Annotated in this window: 15 protein-coding genes; 6 read left to right on the top strand and 9 right to left on the bottom strand. The window is 64.6% G+C overall.

From position 1 onward, the window contains the following. Window positions 1-18: 18 nt before the first annotated feature. The 4 genes from QUV18_RS20535 to QUV18_RS20520 form a co-directional block, all read right to left on the bottom strand. Complete coding sequence (locus QUV18_RS20535; protein ID WP_300895981.1) at window positions 19-576, bottom strand: polymer-forming cytoskeletal protein; 558 nt, start codon at window positions 574-576, stop codon at window positions 19-21. Continuing rightward, window positions 566-1,885, bottom strand: a complete 1,320-nt coding sequence (locus QUV18_RS20530; protein ID WP_300895980.1) for a M23 family metallopeptidase — start codon at window positions 1,883-1,885, stop codon at window positions 566-568. Before QUV18_RS20530 ends, QUV18_RS20535 begins: the two co-directional genes overlap by 11 nt. A gap of 202 nt (window positions 1,886-2,087) precedes the next feature. Further along, window positions 2,088-2,882 carry a ferritin-like domain-containing protein gene (locus QUV18_RS20525; RefSeq protein WP_300896036.1) on the bottom strand — a complete coding sequence of 265 codons (795 nt, stop codon included), beginning with the start codon at window positions 2,880-2,882 and terminating at the stop codon, window positions 2,088-2,090. 20 nt (window positions 2,883-2,902) lie between these two features. After that, window positions 2,903-3,364: a peroxiredoxin gene (locus tag QUV18_RS20520; RefSeq protein WP_300895979.1), complete on the bottom strand. Its 462-nt coding sequence runs from the start codon at window positions 3,362-3,364 to the stop codon at window positions 2,903-2,905. Between the two features lie 93 nt (window positions 3,365-3,457). Between QUV18_RS20520 and QUV18_RS20515 the strand changes: the two genes are divergently transcribed. The 6 genes from QUV18_RS20515 (at window position 3,458) to uvrA (ending at window position 14,482) form a co-directional block, all read left to right on the top strand. Next, window positions 3,458-6,793, top strand: a complete 3,336-nt coding sequence (locus QUV18_RS20515; protein ID WP_300895978.1) for an AsmA-like C-terminal region-containing protein — start codon at window positions 3,458-3,460, stop codon at window positions 6,791-6,793. A gap of 2 nt (window positions 6,794-6,795) precedes the next feature. Continuing rightward, window positions 6,796-7,848: a tRNA preQ1(34) S-adenosylmethionine ribosyltransferase-isomerase QueA gene (queA, locus tag QUV18_RS20510; protein WP_300895976.1), complete on the top strand. Its 1,053-nt coding sequence runs from the start codon at window positions 6,796-6,798 to the stop codon at window positions 7,846-7,848. Between the two features lie 105 nt (window positions 7,849-7,953). Further along, window positions 7,954-9,210, top strand: a complete 1,257-nt coding sequence (locus QUV18_RS20505) for an MFS transporter (protein WP_300895975.1) — start codon at window positions 7,954-7,956, stop codon at window positions 9,208-9,210. A 119-nt stretch (window positions 9,211-9,329) separates the two neighbouring features. Next, the gene (locus tag QUV18_RS20500) at window positions 9,330-9,914 is read left to right on the top strand and encodes a DUF924 family protein (protein ID WP_300895973.1); all 585 of its coding nucleotides are present in this window, start codon (window positions 9,330-9,332) and stop codon (window positions 9,912-9,914) included. 148 nt (window positions 9,915-10,062) lie between these two features. Then, window positions 10,063-11,457 (top strand): dihydrolipoyl dehydrogenase, encoded by a 1,395-nt coding sequence (gene lpdA, locus QUV18_RS20495; protein ID WP_300895972.1) that lies wholly within the window; start codon window positions 10,063-10,065, stop codon window positions 11,455-11,457. A 166-nt stretch (window positions 11,458-11,623) separates the two neighbouring features. Next, window positions 11,624-14,482 carry an excinuclease ABC subunit UvrA gene (gene uvrA / locus QUV18_RS20490; RefSeq protein ID WP_300895971.1) on the top strand — a complete coding sequence of 953 codons (2,859 nt, stop codon included), beginning with the start codon at window positions 11,624-11,626 and terminating at the stop codon, window positions 14,480-14,482. A 93-nt stretch (window positions 14,483-14,575) separates the two neighbouring features. On the opposite strand, the gene QUV18_RS20485 is transcribed toward uvrA, so the two are convergent. The 5 genes from QUV18_RS20485 to QUV18_RS20465 all read right to left on the bottom strand — a co-directional run bounded on the left by QUV18_RS20485 (window position 14,576) and on the right by QUV18_RS20465 (window position 18,330). Next, window positions 14,576-14,896 carry an excinuclease ABC subunit A gene (locus tag QUV18_RS20485; protein WP_300895969.1) on the bottom strand — a complete coding sequence of 107 codons (321 nt, stop codon included), beginning with the start codon at window positions 14,894-14,896 and terminating at the stop codon, window positions 14,576-14,578. Window positions 14,897-14,995: 99 nt separating this feature from the next. Continuing rightward, window positions 14,996-15,193, bottom strand: coding sequence for a DUF2892 domain-containing protein (locus QUV18_RS20480; protein ID WP_300895968.1), 198 nt, complete (start codon window positions 15,191-15,193; stop codon window positions 14,996-14,998). Between the two features lie 77 nt (window positions 15,194-15,270). Next, the gene (gene mmsB, locus QUV18_RS20475; protein WP_300895967.1) at window positions 15,271-16,143 is read right to left on the bottom strand and encodes a 3-hydroxyisobutyrate dehydrogenase; all 873 of its coding nucleotides are present in this window, start codon (window positions 16,141-16,143) and stop codon (window positions 15,271-15,273) included. 4 nt (window positions 16,144-16,147) lie between these two features. Continuing rightward, a complete protein-coding gene (locus QUV18_RS20470; RefSeq protein ID WP_300895965.1) occupies window positions 16,148-17,191 on the bottom strand; it encodes an enoyl-CoA hydratase/isomerase family protein in 1,044 nt (347 codons plus the stop codon). Further along, the gene (locus tag QUV18_RS20465; protein WP_300895964.1) at window positions 17,188-18,330 is read right to left on the bottom strand and encodes an acyl-CoA dehydrogenase family protein; all 1,143 of its coding nucleotides are present in this window, start codon (window positions 18,328-18,330) and stop codon (window positions 17,188-17,190) included. Before QUV18_RS20465 ends, QUV18_RS20470 begins: the two co-directional genes overlap by 4 nt. Window positions 18,331-18,350 lie beyond the last annotated feature (20 nt).

Genomic DNA, 18,350 nt, shown 5'->3' with positions numbered 1-18,350 from the left:
TTCCGCCGGCGGGCCGGTTCAGCCCTTGGCGGCTTCCTGCACCTGCTGGGGCTTCTGCTGGTTCTGCTGACCCTGCTGGCCGCCACCGCCGCCCTGCTGCTGCTGGTTCTTGGGCTTCGAGTTGAGCGGATCGTCCTGCCGCTGCACCGAGCCTTCGAAATGGGCGCCGGATTCGATGGCGATGGTCTTGTGGATGATGTCGCCTTCAACCCGCGCGGTCGAGGTCAGGCGTACCTTCAGGCCACGGACCCGGCCGACGATACGGCCGTTGATCACCACGTCATCGGCAATCACCTCGCCCTTGATCGTGGCGCCTTCGCCGATGGTCAGCAGGTGGGCGCGGATATCCCCCTCGACCGTGCCTTCGACCTGGATATCGCCGGTGGTCTTCAGGTTGCCGGTCACGTGCAGGTCCGACGACAGCACCGATGCCGGCGGCTTGGCCTTGGGCGCGGCGGCCTTGAATTCGTTCGACGGTGAGTCGTTGCGCGCGGTGTCGGGCTTTTCCGGAACTGCCGGTTTGGCCGCGGCATCTTGCTTGGGGGCGGGATCGTTGATTTTGCTCTTAGAAAACATTTCTCGCAGCCTTGATGTAGATCATGGGGTTGACGGCCTTGCCGCCGACACGGACCTCGTAGTGTAGATGCGTGCCCGTGGAACGTCCAGTGCTCCCCATATCACCAATACGTTCCCCGCGCGAGACCCTTTGACCTTTTTCGACCCGAATGCGCGACATATGGGCGTATCGGGTCTCGATGCCGAACTCGTGCTGGATTTTCACGAGCCGGCCATAGCCCGACAGCCATTCCGCGTGAATGACGACCCCGTCGGCGGTGGCATAGATCGGTGTGCCGTGTTTCGACGCGAAGTCGGTGCCCGAATGCATCCGCCCCCAGCGCATGCCGAAGCCCGAGGTATAGCGGAAGGTCGACTTCACCGGCAGGGCGAAGGGCGCCTTCTGCGCGGCGATACGGTAGAGGTTCAACCGGTCGAGCTGGTTGAGGATGCGGTTGGCGCGCATCGCGTCGGGCGTGGGCTCCTCGCCCCGGGTCGAGAACGACAGCGGCATCAGCGGCCCGCCCTGGCCCGAGTAGCCGCGGCGCACGGTATCGAGCATGTTGTCGGTGTCCATGCCGGCGGCGGTGAACATCTTGTCGAGCGGCTCGACCGAGATCGTCATCGCGTCTTCGAGCTGGCGGAAGATCTGGTCGTTCTGGTCTTTCATCAGCTGGATCTGCGCGGCCATCTCGTCGGCTTCCAGCAGCGCCAGCTCGGCGTCGTTGCTGATCTTGTCACGCTGGCGCGCGGTGTCGGAGAGGGCGGCGGTCAGGGTTTCCAGCGTCGCCTCGGTGCCCATGCCTTCCTCGTCGGCCAGCGTTCCCGGGGCGCTGTCCTTCAGCGCCAGTGTCAGTTCCTCGCTCTCCGCGCGGGCGGCGTCGCGCTCCTTCATGGTGCGGCGCAGGGTCGACTGGATGACCTCGATGCCGGTCTCGAGCTCGCGCCGGCGCGTCTCCGAGGCCAGCAAATCGGATTGCATCGTGGAAATCTGCTTCAGGGCCGAGTTGAACCGCTCCTGCGCGGCCGCCGCTTCCTCGGCGCGGGTGTTGCGCTCGGCCTCGAGCGCGTTGAGCCGCGCCTCGTAGGTGCGCTGGTCGCGCTTGGCCTGTTCGCGGAAATTGCCCGAGCCGATCGAATCCATCAGCAGCACGGCAGTGGCGATGATCGTCCATGCGACCACGGCCGAAACGCCCACGAAGGCAATGAGTTGAGAGCCGGGCTTGAGGCGGATGAACCGCGTGTCGTTATCTGACCGGAGGAAAACCCTGCGCTCCGGGAAATATCTTTCCAGAAACGCATGAAACTTGATTGCGAGTCGTGTTCGCACGAAAACCCCGTCCCTGTTGCCCCATCCCCAAGGCGGCACCGTCGATCACTTTTTCTTTCACCGATGCCTTTGGTGTGATTATCGGCTGGCGTTCCGATGAGCAAGGTTTTTGGACAACACCGTCCAGAAATCCGGCAATTTACCGCACAGACGGCAAAAAATTGCCGATCTCAATGGGTTGGCGCTAACAGCAGGGCAAGAATCAGCCGGTCGCTTCCGTAAGCGGCCAGTAGAAATCGGGCGGCAGGCCGGCTTCGGCGCGCTTTTCCTCGTTGAAGGGCGGTTTCAGCAGGCCGTGGAAATATCGGCGCACAAGGGTGTGGAACGCCTCTTTCGGGTCCTGGTCGTGGCGTCCGCAGAGGAAATGAAACCATTTCGAGCCATAGGCGACGTGATGCACCTCCTCGGCGTAGATCACCTTCATCGCCTCGACGGCATCTGTCGGGCCGGCCGTCTCGAACAGCGCGATCATCCCCGGTGTCACGTCGAGCCCGCGCGCCTCGAGCACCATGGGCACCACCGCGAGCCGGCCCATGAAGTCCTGCGCGGTGTCCGAGGCCGCGCGCCACATGCCGGCATGGGCGGGCATGGCGCCGTAATAACTGCCTTGTGCTTCAAGGCAGTCGCATATCAGGTTGAAATGCTTCGATTCCTCGTCCGCCGATTTCACCCAGTCATCGTAGAAGCCGATAGGCATTGGCACATCCGCGAACCGCGCGATGATGTCCCAGTGCAGGTCGACGGCGTTCAGCTCGATATGCGCCACCGCATGCAGCATCGCCAGCCGCCCCTTGGGCGAGCCGGGGCGGCGGCGCGGCACGTCGCGGGGGTCGAGAAGCTCTGGCCTGTCGGGCCTTGCGGGGAAATCGGGCGGGGTGGCGCGGCCAAGCGGAATGGCCTCGCCCGTCTCGCGCGCGGCAAACCATGCCGCCGCGTGCCGGCGGGACAGGGCGGTCTTTTCGCGCCCGTCGGCGGTGGTCAGAACCTCCACCGCCATCCGTGACAGCGTCGGTTCCGTCAAAGCGCCTTCACCGCCTCGAGCACCTCTTCGGCATGTCCCGGCACCTTCACCTTGGGCCAGACCCGCACGACCTTGCCGTCGCCACCGATCAGCACGGTGGTGCGCTCGATTCCCATGAATTTCTTGCCGTACATGCTCTTTTCCTTCCAGACGCCGTATTGTTCGCACACGTCGGACTCGGCGTCGGAGAGCAGCGGAATGCCCAGCTCGTGCTTGTCGCGGAACTTGTCATGCTTGGCGACGGTATCCTTCGAGATGCCGAACACCTTCGCGCCCGCCGCCTCGAACTCCTGGCCGAGTCCGGTGAAGGCGATGGCTTCCTTGGTGCAGCCCGACGTGTCGTCCTTCGGATAGAAGAACAGGACGACGGGCGCGGGGCGCAGTTCGGACAGGGTCACATTCCCGCCGCCATCGCGGGGCAGGGTGAAATCGGGGGCCGCTTCGGCGGGTTTCAGCACGGGGAGTCTCCTTCCACAAAGAATTGAGTTTCATATTAGGGCGCGAGCCGCCAGAATAAACAACCAGAGGCAGGTCACCGTTTGAAGACAAGAATGACCGATGAAAAACAGGAACGGCCGCGCGCCCGACGCCTGAAGAGGGCCGGGTTGTGGAGCGGCGGGCTGTTGGTTGCGCTCGTCGTGGCCGCTGGCGTTACTGTCATGTCATTGGTCGGAACGCGCCTGTCGGCGCCCGACTGGCTGCGCACGCGCATCACCGAGAAGATCAACAGCGACGTCGAGGGCCTGTCGATCGGTTTTGCCGACGTGTCGATCGTGCTGGAAAACGACTGGGTGCCGCGGCTGGCGCTGCAGCGGGTGACGATCCGAGACGAGGCGGGCACGCCGGTGGCGCAATTGTCCGACGTGCATGGCGCCGTGGCGCTGGGGCCGCTCCTGAAGGGCCAGTTGCAGCCGGGGCGCATATCGCTGAACGGGGCCCGTGTCACGCTGCGGCGCGCCGATGACGGGGCGGTGGGCGTCAGCGTGGGCGACACGCCCGACCCGGTGCAGGAGGCCGAGACGGTGACCGCGCTGATAAAGCGGGCCGATACCTTCTTCCAGCGCCCCCATTTCTCGGCCCTGACAGAAGTGTCGGCCGACAACCTGACCCTGCGCTTCGAGGATGCCCGCGCCGGAAAGGCCTGGACGGTCGATGGCGGGCGGATCCAGATGCGCCGCGAGGGTGAGACGCTGTCGATCCGGTCCGATTTCGCGCTTTTGGGCGCGCGCGACTATGCCACGACACTGGCCGTGGCGTATTCCAGCCGGATCGGCGAAACCGCGGCGGAGTTCGCGATAGATTTCGAGGACATGCCGGCCGGTGACATCGCCGGGCAGTCGCCGGCGCTGACATGGTTGACCGCGCTCGACGCGCCGATTTCGGGCTCCGTCCGCGCGGCGGTCGACGAGGAGGGGCAGCTCGGCCCGCTCGATACCAAGCTCGAGATCGGGGCAGGGGTCCTGCACCCGAACGAAGCCGCCCGACCGGTGGCCTTCGACCATGCCAGCACGCATTTCACCTTCGACCCGGCCGACGACCTGATCCGCTTCCACGCGCTCGATGTGCAAAGCAAATGGGTCAGTGCCCGGATCGAGGGGCAGACCTACCTGGCGGGAATGGAAGATGGCTGGCCCAATGCGCTGGTCTCGCAGTTCCAGGTGCGGGACCTTTCGGCCAACCCGCTCGAGATCTACGACGCGCCGGTGGCCTTCGAGGGCGCGACGATGGACATGCGCCTGACGCTCGACCCGTTCCGCATCACGCTGGGCGAGCTCAGCCTGTCGGACCAGGGCCGCAATCTCGTCGTCTCGGGCGATGTCCATGCCCGGCCCGATGGCTGGTACGTGAGCGTCGATGGGCGTCTCCCGGGGATCGACCCGGACCGGCTTCTGACGCTCTGGCCCGAGAGTCTCGAACCGAAGACCCGCACGTGGATCGAGGAAAACATCGTCAGTGCGAAGCTGAGCGATATACAGGTTGCCCTGCGCGCCGTGCCGGGGGAGAAGCCCGATGTTTTCCTGGGCTTCGACTTTTCCGAGCTGACCTCGCGGTTCATCAAGAACGTGCCGGTGATTGAGGACGGGCGCGGCCATGCCACCATCTATGACAACCGCTTCGTGATCGCCGCGCACGAAGGGTACGTGACTGCCGCGCAAGGCGGCAAGATCGACATTTCCGGGTCAAGCTTCGATATCCCCGACATCGGTATCAAGCGCGGCCCCGGCACCGTGCGGCTGAAGACCCGCAGCACGATCACCGCCGCCCTGTCGCTGTTGAACGAGGAGCCGTTCCGGTTTCTCGACAAGGCCGGGCGTCCGGTCACGCTGGCCGACGGGATGGCGCAGCTGGAAGGGCAGCTCGATTTCCTCGTGGTCGATGACCTGCAGCCCGAGGACGTGGCGTTCGGGCTGACCGGGACGATGCGTGACGTGCGCAGCGAAACCCTGGTCGAGAACCGTGTGCTGGCCGCCTCGGAACTGAAGATCGACGCGACCAGCGAGCGGCTCAACATCTTCGGCGAGGGCCGCGTCGGCCGGGTGCCGTTCGGGGGCACGTGGTCGATGCCGCTGGTCGAGGGCAGCAACGGGCGGTCGCACGTGGATGGCTGGATCGAGCTGTCGGAACGGTTCGCCGACGAATTCCGCATCGGCCTGCCGCCGGGCAGCATATCCGGGGCAGGCCGCGGGCAGATCGAGATCGATTTCGAGAACGAGAAGCCGCCGGTGTTCCGCATGGCGTCGGATCTGTCGGGCGTGGCCTTGCGCCTGCGCCCGCTCGACTGGGCGATCGGGGCCAGCGCGACCGGCCTGCTGGAAGTCGACGGCGCGCTTGGTCAGCCGCCGCAGGTCGACCGGATCCGGCTCGACGCCGCGGGCCTGCGGGCCAACGGGTCGGTCACGCTCAACAATGACGGCACGCTGCAACAGGCCAATTTCGGGCGCGTGCAGCTTGGCTCTTGGGTCGATGCGCCGGTCGACCTTGTGGGGCTGGGGCCGAACAAGCCGCCGCTGGTGCGGGTGACGGGCGGCGAGATCGACCTTCGCCAGACCTCCCTTGCCGCCAAGGGTGACGGGCCGCGCGGCGAGCAGGGGCCGGTGTCGCTTCGGCTCGACCGGCTGCAGATTTCCGACAAGATCGCCCTGACCGATTTCAACGCCGAGCTCGACATGTCACGCGGCGCGGACGGCAAGTTCACCGGGAAGGTCAACGGGGGCACACCTATCGTCGGGCGCGTTCTGCCCCGCGACGGGCGCAGCGCCTTTACCATCACCTCGCAGGACGCGGGCGGCGTGTTGCGCTCGGCCAACGCGCTGAAACAGGCCCGCGACGGCTCGCTTGTGCTGGTGCTGGTGCCGGGGCAGGGGGAAGGGATCTATGACGGAAAGCTCACCGTCGACAACCTGCGGGTCAAGGACGCGCCGGCCATGGCTGCCCTGCTCAACGCCCTGAGCGTGGTGGGCATCCTCGAACAGCTCGCCGGCGAGGGGCTGCATTTCAACCGGGTCGAGGCGGAGTTCCAGCTGGGTCCTGACCGGGTCACGGTCTACAACGGTAGCGCCGTCGGGGCCTCGCTCGGGATATCGATGGAAGGGTATTACTGGCTCGAGGCCGCGCAGATGGATATCGAAGGGGTGATTTCCCCGGTCTATGCCGTCAACATGCTGGGCGGGTTGTTCTCACGCCAGGGCGAAGGGTTGCTGGGGTTCCAGTATTCGCTGAAAGGCCCCACGACCAGCCCGCGGGTGCAGGTCAACCCGCTCTCGGTCCTGACACCCGGCATGTTCCGGGAAATCTTCCGCCGCGCCCCGCCGAAGCGGTCGGGTGTTGCGTCCAACGAAGAGGAAAGCGAAACACGCGAGGACGCGACCAGGACCCAGGACCGCTAGGAATGAAGCTTTCTGATTTCGACTTCGATCTGCCAGACCGGCTGATCGCTACCCGGCCCGCGCGGCCCAGGACCTCGGCCCGCCTGCTGGTGGCCGAGGGGGACGCGATCACCGACGCGACGGTGGCCGACCTCGGCCAATGGCTGCGACCCGGCGACCGGCTGGTGTTGAACGACACGAAGGTGATCCCGGCGCGGCTTTCCGGCGTTCGGCCCCGCACGGGCCCGGCCGGCGAGACGGAGGCGCGGATCGAGGTGACGCTGCTCGACCCGGCGCCTGACGGGGGCTGGCGGGCGATGGTCAAACCGCTGAAGAAACTGCGAGAGGGCGAGGTCGTGCGCTTCGGCGCGGGGCTCGAGGCGACCTGCGTCGCGAAGGAAGACGGCCACGCTGTGCTGCGTTTCAACCTCGAGGGCGACGCTTTCGACGCGGCGCTCAACGAGGCGGGCGCCATGCCCCTGCCGCCCTACATCGCCGCGCGCCGGACCGCCGACGCGCAGGACCGCGAGGATTACCAGACCGTCTGGGCCCGTAACGCGGGCGCCGTTGCCGCACCGACCGCATCGCTTCACTTCGACGAGGCGCTGCTGGCGGCGCTTGCAAAGATGGGCGTGGCCTTCACCCACGTCACCCTGCACGTGGGCGCGGGCACCTTCCTTCCGGTGAAGGTCGAGGACGTGACCACCCACAAGATGCACGCCGAATGGGGCGAAGTGAGCGAGACGGCCGCCGCCGAGATCGCCGCGACCAAGGCGGCTGGGCACCGGGTCATCCCGGTGGGCACCACCGCGCTCCGGCTGATCGAGAGCGCCGCGCAGGAGAGCGGACAGATCGCGCCGTGGCGGGGCGAGACCGACATCTTCATCTATCCCGGTTTCACCTTCCGGGTGACCGACGCGTTGATGACCAATTTCCACCTGCCGCGTTCGACCCTGATGATGCTGGTCTCGGCGCTGATGGGGTCGGCGCGTATCCGCATGATCTATGAGCACGCGATTGCCGAGGAGTACCGTTTCTTTTCCTATGGCGACGCTTCGCTGTTGATCCCCGGCTGAAACGCTGGCAGGGCGGCGCGGGCAGACCAGCGCGAGTCGGCTTTGGCCCTGACACCTGTGTCGTGCTAAGGCACTCTTGCCGGGTCTGTACGGGAGGCACAGTTCATGTTTTCGGTCTTGTCCAGCGCATGGGCGCTGCTTCTTGGGATGATGCTTCTGCAGGTCGGCAACGGCATGCAGGGCACCCTGCTCGGTATCCGGGGCGAGATCGAAGGCTTCTCGACGCTTGAAATGTCCCTCGTGATGTCGGGCTACTTCGTCGGTTTCCTGTTCGGCTCGCGCATGGCACCCGACATGATCCGCCGGGTCGGGCACGTGCGGGTCTTCGCCGCGCTGGCCTCCCTCATCTCGGCGGTCATGATCCTCTATCCGACCTTCGCCGACCCCTATGCTTGGGGTCTCGGGCGCATCCTGATCGGGTTCTGCTTCTCGGGCGTGTACGTGACCGCCGAAAGCTGGCTCAATGAGGCCGCGAGCAACGAGAACCGGGGCAAGGCGCTGTCGCTCTACATGATCGTGCAGATGGTCGGCATCGTCTCGGCGCAGGCGCTGATGCTGGTGGCCGATCCGGGCGGATTCGTGCTGTTCATCATCCCCTCGGTGCTGATCTCGCTGGCCTTTGCGCCCATTCTCCTGTCGATCAGCCCCACACCGGCCTTCGATACGGCCAAGCCCCTCAGTCTGCGCCAGATCATGAAGATCTCGCCGCTGGGCTGTGTGGGCATGTTCCTTCTGGGGGGCGTCTTCTCGGCCCAGTTCGGCATGGCGCCGGTCTATGGCGCCGAGGTGGGGCTTTCCGTTGGGCAGATATCGACCTTCGTATCCGCCTTTTTCGTGGGCGCCCTGGTGCTGCAATTTCCGATCGGCTGGCTGTCCGACAGGATGGACCGGCGGCTTCTGATCCTGATCGCCGCGGCCATCTGTGGACTGGGCGGCGTCGTGGGCGCCCTGTTCGGCGCGTTCTTCCCCGCGCTGCTTCTGGCGGGGCTGATGGTGGGCGGCATGTCGAACCCGCTTTACTCGCTGCTGATCGCCTATACCAACGACTTCCTGAGCCACGAGGACATGGCCGCCGCTGCCGGCGGCATGGTGTTCATCAACGGGCTGGGCGCGGTTGCCGGTCCGGTCGTGACGGGCTGGCTGATGGGGCAGCTTGGCGCATGGGCGTTCTTCCTGGTGATCGCGGTGCTGTGTTTCGCGGTCACGGGCTACGCCGCCTACAGGATGACGCAGCGCGCGGCGCCGTCCGTGGACGAAACAGACAGCTTCACCATGGTGTCGATGTCCGCCTCGCCGCTGGCCGTGAACTTCGCCGCCGAGTACGACTATGAAACAGCCCAGGACGAGCAGGAGGCCGGATAGCGCTAACGAGTTATCCACAGTCACGGACTGTTGCCGATGTTACAAATTTTTACTGTCCAAATAAAAGGATATGGGAATAATCGTTCCTGATCGGGTGTGGGAAAAATGAGGAGGCACCAATGACGACCCCTGAGGAGGTCTTGCAGTTCTGGCTTGATGAGGTCGGACCTCAGGGCTGGTACGAGGCGTCGGACGAGCTTGACGCGAAGGTTCGCGAAAGGTTCCGGCAAACATGGGATCGGGCGAGAGACGGCACCTACGGCCTCTGGCTGACCTACCCGAGTGGCACGCTGGCCTATATCATCGTCATGGACCAGTTCTCGCGCAACATGTTCCGGGGCGAGGCGGCGGCTTTCTCGACCGACAAGCACGCGATGGCCGCGGCCAAGGCGGCGATCCACCGGAAGTGGGATCTGCGCATCGATGAACCGGCGCGGCAATTCTTCTATCTCCCCCTGATGCATTCCGAGAACCTCTGCGACCAGGAACGCTGCATCCGCCTGGTGATGGAGCGGATGCCTAAGGGCGGCGCAGACACGTTGCTGCACGCCCGTGCGCATCGCGAGGTGATCCGCATGTTCGGCCGTTTCCCCTATCGCAACGACGCGCTGAGCCGCAATTCGACCGAGCCGGAACTCGATTACGTCGAGCAGGGCGGCTATGGTTCGACGCTTCAGGCGCTGCAGAAAGCCGATGCCGCCTGAGTTGGGGCGGTGAAAATCGTTCTCTGTAAGCCTCTTAGGTTCGCCCCCCGTGACATTGCGTTGCGGGGTGCGTTTGGCGCGTTGAATGCAAGTGGCAGATAGTTTAATATCAAACTAAATTCCGGCACATAGCCAGACGGAGACGGAAATGGCGGCAAAATCCTTTGACATGATCGTTATCGGCGCAGGTCCGGGGGGCTACGTGGCCGCCATTCGCGGGGCGCAGCTTGGCCTGAACGTTGCCATTGTCGAGCGCGAGCACATGGGCGGCATCTGTCTCAACTGGGGCTGCATTCCGACCAAGGCGATGCTGCGCAGCTCGGAAGTGTTCCACCTGATGCACCGCGCCAAAGAGTTCGGACTGAAGGCCGACGGGATAGATTACGACCTCGACGCCGTGGTGAAACGCTCTCGCGGGGTGGCCAAGCAGCTGGCTTCGGGCGTGGGCCACCTGATGAAGAAGAACAAGATCACCACCGTGATGGGCGAGGCAACGCTACCTGCCAAGGGCAAGGTTTCGGTCAAGACCGACAGGGGCACCGAGGAGCTGGAGTCCAAGGCGATCGTGCTGGCCACCGGCGCCCGGGCGCGGGAACTTCCGGGGCTCGAAGCCGATGGCGATCTCGTCTGGACCTACAAGCACGCGCTCCTGCCTCCGCGGATGCCGAAGAAGCTTTTGGTGATCGGCTCGGGCGCCATCGGCATCGAGTTTGCCAGCTTCTACAACACGCTGGGCGCCGACACGACAGTTGTCGAGGTGATGGACCGGATCCTGCCGGTCGAGGATGCCGAGATTTCCGCCTTCGCCAAGAAGGCGTTCCAGAAGCAGAAGATGAAGATCATGGAGAAGGCGACGGTCAAGAAACTCGACCGCGCCAAGGGCAAGGTGACCGCCCATATCGAGACCGGCGGCAAGACAGAGAAACACGAGTTCGACACCGTGATCTCGGCCGTGGGCATCGTCGGGAACGTCGAAAATCTCGGGCTGGACGAGCTGGGCGTGAAGGTCGACCGGACCCACGTGATCGTCGACGAGTACTGCCGCACCGGGGTCGACGGGCTTTATGCCATCGGCGACCTTGCCGGTGCGCCGTGGCTCGCCCACAAGGCCAGCCACGAGGGTGTCATGGTGGCCGAACTCATCGCCGGCGGGCACCCGCACCCGGTGCGCCCCGACAGCATTGCCGGTTGCACCTATTGCCACCCGCAGATCGCCAGCGTCGGCATGACCGAGGCACAGGCCAAGGAGAAGGGCTACAAGATCAAGGTCGGCCGCTTCCCCTTTATCGGCAACGGCAAGGCGATCGCCCTTGGCGAGGCGGAAGGCATGATGAAGACGGTGTTCGACGAGAAGACCGGCGAGCTTCTGGGCGCGCACATGGTGGGCGCCGAGGTGACCGAGTTGATCCAGGGCTACGTGGTGGGGCGGCAGCTCGAGACCACCGAGGAAGACCTGATGAACGCCGTGTTCCCACATCCGACTCTCAGCGAAATGATGCACGAGACGGTTCTGGATGCCTATGACAGGGTCATCCATATCTGACCCGGATCGCGGGGAGCAGGCCAGAGATCGGCAGGTTTTCGAGCATAGCGGGAAAATAATCGCCGTCCTGACAGAGGTTGTCAGGCGTTCCCCTTATGTTCGCAGTTTGGGCTTGGAAGATCCGCACCGCTCCACTATCTCTTAACCAGTGTGAACGGGGGACCGGATGGCCGAGCTCAAGCATATCGAAGTGCGCGGTGCGCGGGAGCATAACCTGCGCAGCATCGACGTGGATATTCCGCGCAACGAGCTGGTGGTGATCACCGGGCTTTCAGGGTCGGGGAAATCGTCTCTGGCCTTCGACACGATCTATGCCGAGGGGCAACGGCGCTATGTCGAAAGCCTGTCGGCTTATGCGCGGCAGTTCCTCGACATGATGGAAAAGCCGGATGTGGACCACATCAGCGGTCTTTCCCCGGCGATCTCCATCGAGCAGAAGACGACCAGCAAGAACCCGCGTTCGACAGTGGGCACGGTCACCGAGATCTACGATTACCTGCGTCTGCTCTTCGCCCGGGTCGGCACGCCCTATTCGCCCGCCACCGGCCTGCCCATCGAGGCGCAGCAGGTGCAGGACATGGTGGACCGGGTGCTGGGCATGGAAGAAGGTACGCGCGCCTATCTCCTCGCACCGATCGTGCGTGACCGGAAAGGGGAATACCGCAAGGAATTCCTGGAGTTGCGCAAGCAGGGCTTCCAGCGCGTCAAGGTCGATGGCGAGTTTCACGAGCTCGACGATCCGCCCAAGCTCGACAAGAAGTTCCGCCACGATATCGACGTGGTGGTCGACCGGCTGGTGGTGAAGGACGGGATCGGCACGCGGCTGGCCGACAGTTTCCGCACCGCCCTGGACCTGGCCGACGGAATTGCCGTGCTGGAAACGGCGCCGAAGGAGGGGGATCCTGAGCGGTTTACCTTCTCCGAGAATTTTGCCTGTCCGGTCAGCGGGTTCACCATCCCCGAGATTGAGCCGCGGCTGTTTTCCTTCAATGCGCCCTTCGGGGCCTGCCCGGAATGTGGGGGCCTTGGGGCCGAGCTGTTCTTCGACGAACGGCTGGTGGTGCCGGATGAGCAGTTGCGCATCGCCGACGGTGCGCTGGCACCGTGGCGGAAGGGGAAAAGCCCTTATTTCCTTCAGACGATCGAGGCCATCGCGAAACATTACGAGTTCGACCGGAACGCGCGGTGGAAGGACCTTGATGCGCATGTGCAGCAGGTTTTCCTGTATGGCTCGGGCGACGAGGAGATCCAGTTCCGCTATGACGAGGGCGGGCGTGTTTACCAGGTGAGCCGGGTGTTCGAAGGGGTGATCCCCAACATGGAGCGCCGGTATCGCGAGACGGACAGTGCGTGGATCCGCGAGGAATTCGAACGGTATCAGAATAATCGGCCATGCGGGGCTTGTGGCGGCTATCGCCTGCGGGACGAGGCGCTGGCGGTGAAGATTGCCGGGCTGCACGTGGGCCAGGTGGTCGAGATGTCGATCCGCGAGGCCTATGCATGGTGCGAGACGGTGCCGGAAAGCCTGACTTCGCAGAAAAACGAGATTGCGCGGGCCATCCTGAAGGAAATCCGCGAACGTCTTGGATTCCTTAACAATGTTGGGCTCGACTACCTGACGCTGTCGCGCAGTGCGGGCACGCTTTCTGGCGGTGAAAGCCAGCGGATCAGGCTGGCGAGCCAGATCGGGTCGGGGCTGACGGGGGTGCTTTACGTGCTCGACGAGCCGTCGATTGGCCTGCACCAGCGGGATAACGGGCGGCTGTTGCAGACGCTGCAGAACCTCCGGGACCAGGGCAATACCGTGATCGTGGTGGAGCATGACGAGGAGGCGATCCGGACGGCGGATTATGTTTTCGACATCGGGCCGGGGGCCGGGGTGCATGGCGGGCAGGTGGTGAGCCACGGCACGCCGGAGCAGATCGCGGCCGATCCGAACTCGGTGACCGGGCAGTATTTGTCCGGGCAGAGGGAGATTTCCATCCCGGCGGAGCGGCGCAAGGGGAACGGGAAATCCGTCAAGGTTATCAAGGCCGAAGGAAACAATCTTAAGGCGGTCGATGCCGAGTTTCCGCTGGGCAAGTTCGTCTGCGTGACCGGGGTTTCCGGCGGGGGCAAGTCGACGCTGACGATCGAGACGTTGTTCAAGACCGCATCGATGCGGCTGAACGGGGCGCGGCAGACGCCGGCGCCGTGCGAGACGATCAAGGGGCTGGAGCACCTGGACAAGGTGATCGACATCGACCAGCGGCCTATCGGGCGGACTCCGCGGAGTAACCCGGCCACGTATACCGGGGCGTTCACACCGATCCGGGACTGGTTTGCCGGGCTGCCGGAGGCGAAGGCGCGGGGGTACAAGCCGGGCAGGTTCTCGTTCAACGTCAAGGGCGGGCGGTGCGAGGCGTGCCAGGGGGACGGCCTGATCAAGATCGAGATGCACTTTTTGCCCGATGTCTATGTCACCTGCGAAACGTGTAACGGCGCGCGGTACAACCGTGAGACGCTGGAAATCACGTGGAAAGGCAAGAGCATAGCCGACGTTCTTGAGATGACTGTCGAGGACGCGCAGGAGTTCTTCAAGGCGGTGCCGTCGATCCGGGAAAAGATGGACGCGCTGGCAAGGGTCGGGCTTGGCTATATCAAGGTCGGGCAGCAGGCGACGACCCTGTCGGGCGGCGAGGCGCAAAGGGTGAAGCTGTCGAAGGAGTTGTCGAAACGCTCGACGGGTCGGACGCTTTACATCCTCGACGAGCCGACCACGGGGTTGCATTTCGAGGACGTGAAGAAACTGCTGGAAGTCCTTCATCAGCTTGTGGAAACCGGCAACACGGTTGTCGTGATCGAGCACAATCTGGACGTTATCAAGACCGCCGACTGGCTGATCGATATCGGGCCGGAAGGCGGGGATGGCGGCGGTGAGATCGTGGCCGTGGGCACGCCGGAAACCGTGGCCGAGGAGCCGCGGAGCCATACCGGGCGCTACCTCAAGGAGATGCTGGCGGCGCGGAAAGTGGCGGCCGAATAGGGCCGGTTTTCAACGTCGGTATCACGTCGGTATTTTGTCGGTATTACGTCGGTGCGGGTGGCGGTGTCCGCCACCCGGCAAACCTGCGACGGATCAGTTCAGGATCCGGCTGACCGCGCCGATCAGGTCGAGCACCTCGCGGGTGTCGCGGTCGACCCGGTAGACGTTCCCGCCGGAGCGGTAATAGGTGTAGGCCGGGTTCAGCCCGTAGCGCTGCGGATACTCGACGAGGATGCCATTCCGGAGGTATCTGCGCTGATCGTTGTTGTAGATCTTCTTGGCCTGACCCGGAGGCAGACAGCCGTTCTGTTTCTTGGCCAGACCCGGCGGGCAGCCTGCGGCGCCGGCATGGGCGGTGAGCGGGGCCGTCAGTGTGGCCGCGGCGATGGCGGTGGTGATGAGTATCCTGCGCATGTGGTGGCCTCCTTGGCGTGGCTTTGGCATGGACCACTCAAGATGGGGCCGCCCGGCCACGTCGCAAGGCGGGCCGGGGCGGGTGCGCGGATTGCTGCCTCAGCTGCGCTTGCAGGTATTGATGCCGAGCCAGGCGTAAGGCGGACAATAGCCGATCACGCCCGTGGCGAGCGGAATGATGCCCAGCAGGTAGAGCCAGCTATAGGCGCCGTCGCCGAGGAAATAGCCGAGGATCAGGGCCGCGCCGACGAGGACGCGGAGGATACGTTCGATATTGCCGATGTTTTGTTTGAACATGGCTGGTCCCTTTCGTGAAAGACGGGACCAGCCTTAATCATATTTTCAAATATGAATATGATGCAGATCAAACCGCCTTAGCTGTGGCCGCGCTTCTCGAGGCGGGGGAGCATGGCGGAGAAGTCCTTGCCGGCGCCGTCTTCCTTCTCGACGAACTGTTCGTAGAGCTTCATCGCCGCCTTGCCGAGCGTGGTGTCGGCATCGGCGGTTTCGGCCGCCTGCATGGCAAGGCGCAGGTCCTTGAGCATCAGGTCGGCGGCGAAGCCCGGCTTGTAGTCGTTGTCTGAGGGCGATTGCGGGCCGACGCCCGGGGCGGGGCAGTAGGCGTTCATCGACCACGAGTAGCCGGAGGAGGTGGAGACCACGTCGAACATGGCCTGCCGGTCGAGGCCCAGCTTGTCGGCCAGCGCGAAGGCCTCGCAGGTGACGATCATGGTGGCGCCGAGGATCATGTTGTTGCAGATCTTGGCAGCCTGGCCGTTGCCGGAGGGACCGCAGTGAACGGCCTTTTGGCCCATGATGTCAAAGAGTTCCTTGGCGATGTTGAAGCCCGCCTCGTCGCCGCCGACCATGAAGGTCAGCGTGCCGTTCGTGGCGCCGCCGACGCCGCCCGAGACCGGCGCGTCGAGCGCGGAGAGGCCGGCGGCCTGCGCGGCTTCGGCCACGGCGCGGGCGCTGTCGACATCGACGGTGGAACAGTCGAGATGCACGGCGCCCTTGTCCATCGCCGGGTGGATTTCCTCGGCGACGGCGCGGAGGATCTTGCCGTTGGGCAGCATGGTGATGACCACGTCGGCCCCCTTGGCGGCCTCGGCGGCGGAGGCGACGGTGGTGACGCCCTCGATGCTGACATCAGCGGTGTCGAAGCCGGTCACGTCATGGCCGGCCTTGGAGAGGTTGGCGGCCATCGGCCCGCCCATGTTTCCAAGTCCGATGAATCCGATCTTCATGGCGTTATCCTTCCTTTTGGAATGTCAGGGCGTCGGCCCCGAGGGGCGTCAGCATCGCGTCGGCCGCCTCTTGGGGCGGGGCGTCGAGATCGTGCTGCCACTTGGGAGAGCGGTCCTTGTCGATCACCGCGGCGCGGATGCCTTCGAGGAAATCGCCATGTTCCATGGCGCGGTGGGTGAAACGGTATTCGAGGTCGAGCGCCTGCCGGATATCGGTGCCGGGCCCTTCGAGACGGTGCAGCATCTCGACGGTGCAGGCCATCGAGAGCGGCGAGCCGCGGGAGAGGGCCTTGAGCGTGGCGGCGGCGAACTCGCTGTCGGAGGATTTGAGGGAGGCCACGATATCGGACAGGGTATCGCCGCTGAAGTGGGTGTCGATCTCGGCGGCCTGCGCGCTGACCGTGCCTTCGGGCGGGGTCGCACTGACCTGATCGATGAGGAAGAGGTCGCCGGTTTCGGAGAGTTGCGCGATGAGGTCGGCCCATTTCTCCTGCGGGATGAAGTGGTCGGCGAAGCCCGCATGGATGGCGTCGCCGGCGTTCATCCGGGTGCCGGTGGTGCCGAGATATTCGCCCAGGCGACCCGGCGCCCTGGCCAGCAGGTAGGTGCCGCCCACGTCAGGCACGAGGCCGATACCGCATTCGGGCATGGCGATCTGGCTGGATTCGCAGACGATGCGGGGGTGGCCGTGGCAGGAGATGCCAACGCCGCCGCCCATGACGAAGCCCTGCATGAAGGCGACGTAGGGTTTGGGATACTCGGAAATCTTGGCGTTGAGCCGGTACTCATCGCGCCAGAAGCGGCGGGCGTATTCGTAATCGCCCTTGGTGCCGGTCTCGTAGAGCGCGGCGATGTCGCCGCCGGCGCAGAAGGCCTTGTCGCCCTCGGCGTCGATGATGATCAGTTCGACCGTGTCGTCATCGGCCCAGGCATCGACCGCGTCCTCGATGGCGATGCACATCTCGTAGGTCATGGCGTTGAGCGCCTTGGGGCGGGTGAGGGTGATGCGGCCCGCCTTGCCGTCTTTCCGGATCGATATGTCTGTCATTTCTCCGCCAGCATGTGCCGCGCCACGATGAGGCGCATGATTTCATTGGTGCCTTCGAGGATTTCATGAACGCGCAGGTCACGCACGAGTTTTTCGATGCCGTAATCGGCGAGGTAGCCGTAGCCGCCGTGGAGCTGGAGGCAGTCGTTGCAGATCTTCGAGCCCGCTTCGGTCACGAATTTCTTGGCCATGGCGCAGAACTTGGTGGCGTCGGGGGCCTCGGTGTCGAGCTTCCACGCCGCTTGCCGCAGGAAGGTGCGGGCGGCCTGAAGCTCGATCTCCATCTCGGCGAGGCGGAACTGGAGGGCCTGGAACTGGTCGATGGACTGGCCGAAGGCCTTGCGCTCGGCCATGTAGTCGCGGGTGAGGTTCATGGCGGTCTGGGCCGCGCCTAGCGAGCAGGCCGAGATGTTGAGGCGGCCGCCGTCGAGGCCCGCCATGGCGTAGGTGAAGCCGCGCCCCTCGTCGCCGACGAGGTTGTCGGCAGTGATCTTGCAATCGTCGAACTGGACCTGGCGGGTGGGTTGCGAGCGCCAGCCCATCTTGTCCTCGAGCCCGCCGAAGGAGAGGCCGGGGGTGCCGTCCTCGACATAGACGGTGGAGATGCCCTTGGGGGTGTTGTCGCCGGTGCGGACCATCACGACATAGGCGTCGGAATAGCCGCCGCCGGAGATGAACGCCTTGGTGCCGTTGAGGGTGTAGCCCTCGTTGGTTTTCTCGGCGCGGGTCTTGAGGGCGGCCGCGTCGGAGCCGGAGCCGGGTTCGGTGAGGCAGTAGGAGAGGACGGTTTCGAGCGAGATGACCTTGGGCAGGACGCGCGCCTTCATGTCGTCGGAGGCGAACTTGTCGATCATCTTGGCGCACATGTTGTGGATCGACAGGAAGGCCGCGACGGAGGGGCAGGCCATGGAGAGCGCTTCGAAGACGAGGGTGGCGTCGAGGCGCGAGAGGCCGGCGCCGCCCGCTTCTTCCGAGACGTAGAGGCCGCCGAAGCCCAGTTCGCCGACCTGGGGCCAGAGCTCTTTCGGGATGGTGCCTTCTTTCTCCCAGTCGCGGGCGTGCGGGGCGATCTGTTCCTGCCCGAAAGCGTGGGCCATGTCGAAGATGGCCGTCTGTTCTTCATTCAGGGCGAAATCCATGGGGGTGCCTCCTCCTCCTC

Origin of the sequence: Roseovarius sp., assembly GCF_030373445.1 — a bacterium.
Taxonomy (GTDB): domain Bacteria; phylum Pseudomonadota; class Alphaproteobacteria; order Rhodobacterales; family Rhodobacteraceae; genus Roseovarius.
Note: the sequence above shows the minus strand (reverse complement) of the source record. Positions and strands in the feature narration are given on the sequence as shown.

What these genes read in the sequence shown, in the direction of transcription:
- mmsB (WP_300895967.1), bottom strand. Translation starts at nt 16,143, where the DNA reads ATGAAGATCGGATTCATCGGACTTGGAAACATGGGCGGGCCGATGGCC.
- uvrA (WP_300895971.1), top strand. Translation starts at nt 11,624, where the DNA reads ATGGCCGAGCTCAAGCATATCGAAGTGCGCGGTGCGCGGGAGCATAAC.
- lpdA (WP_300895972.1), top strand. Translation starts at nt 10,063, where the DNA reads ATGGCGGCAAAATCCTTTGACATGATCGTTATCGGCGCAGGTCCGGGG.
- QUV18_RS20470 (WP_300895965.1), bottom strand. Translation starts at nt 17,191, where the DNA reads ATGACAGACATATCGATCCGGAAAGACGGCAAGGCGGGCCGCATCACC.
- QUV18_RS20505 (WP_300895975.1), top strand. Translation starts at nt 7,954, where the DNA reads ATGTTTTCGGTCTTGTCCAGCGCATGGGCGCTGCTTCTTGGGATGATG.
- QUV18_RS20480 (WP_300895968.1), bottom strand. Translation starts at nt 15,193, where the DNA reads ATGTTCAAACAAAACATCGGCAATATCGAACGTATCCTCCGCGTCCTC.
- QUV18_RS20525 (WP_300896036.1), bottom strand. Translation starts at nt 2,882, where the DNA reads ATGGCGGTGGAGGTTCTGACCACCGCCGACGGGCGCGAAAAGACCGCC.
- QUV18_RS20535 (WP_300895981.1), bottom strand. Translation starts at nt 576, where the DNA reads ATGTTTTCTAAGAGCAAAATCAACGATCCCGCCCCCAAGCAAGATGCC.
- QUV18_RS20515 (WP_300895978.1), top strand. Translation starts at nt 3,458, where the DNA reads ATGACCGATGAAAAACAGGAACGGCCGCGCGCCCGACGCCTGAAGAGG.
- queA (WP_300895976.1), top strand. Translation starts at nt 6,796, where the DNA reads ATGAAGCTTTCTGATTTCGACTTCGATCTGCCAGACCGGCTGATCGCT.
- QUV18_RS20465 (WP_300895964.1), bottom strand. Translation starts at nt 18,330, where the DNA reads ATGGATTTCGCCCTGAATGAAGAACAGACGGCCATCTTCGACATGGCC.
- QUV18_RS20485 (WP_300895969.1), bottom strand. Translation starts at nt 14,896, where the DNA reads ATGCGCAGGATACTCATCACCACCGCCATCGCCGCGGCCACACTGACG.
- QUV18_RS20500 (WP_300895973.1), top strand. Translation starts at nt 9,330, where the DNA reads ATGACGACCCCTGAGGAGGTCTTGCAGTTCTGGCTTGATGAGGTCGGA.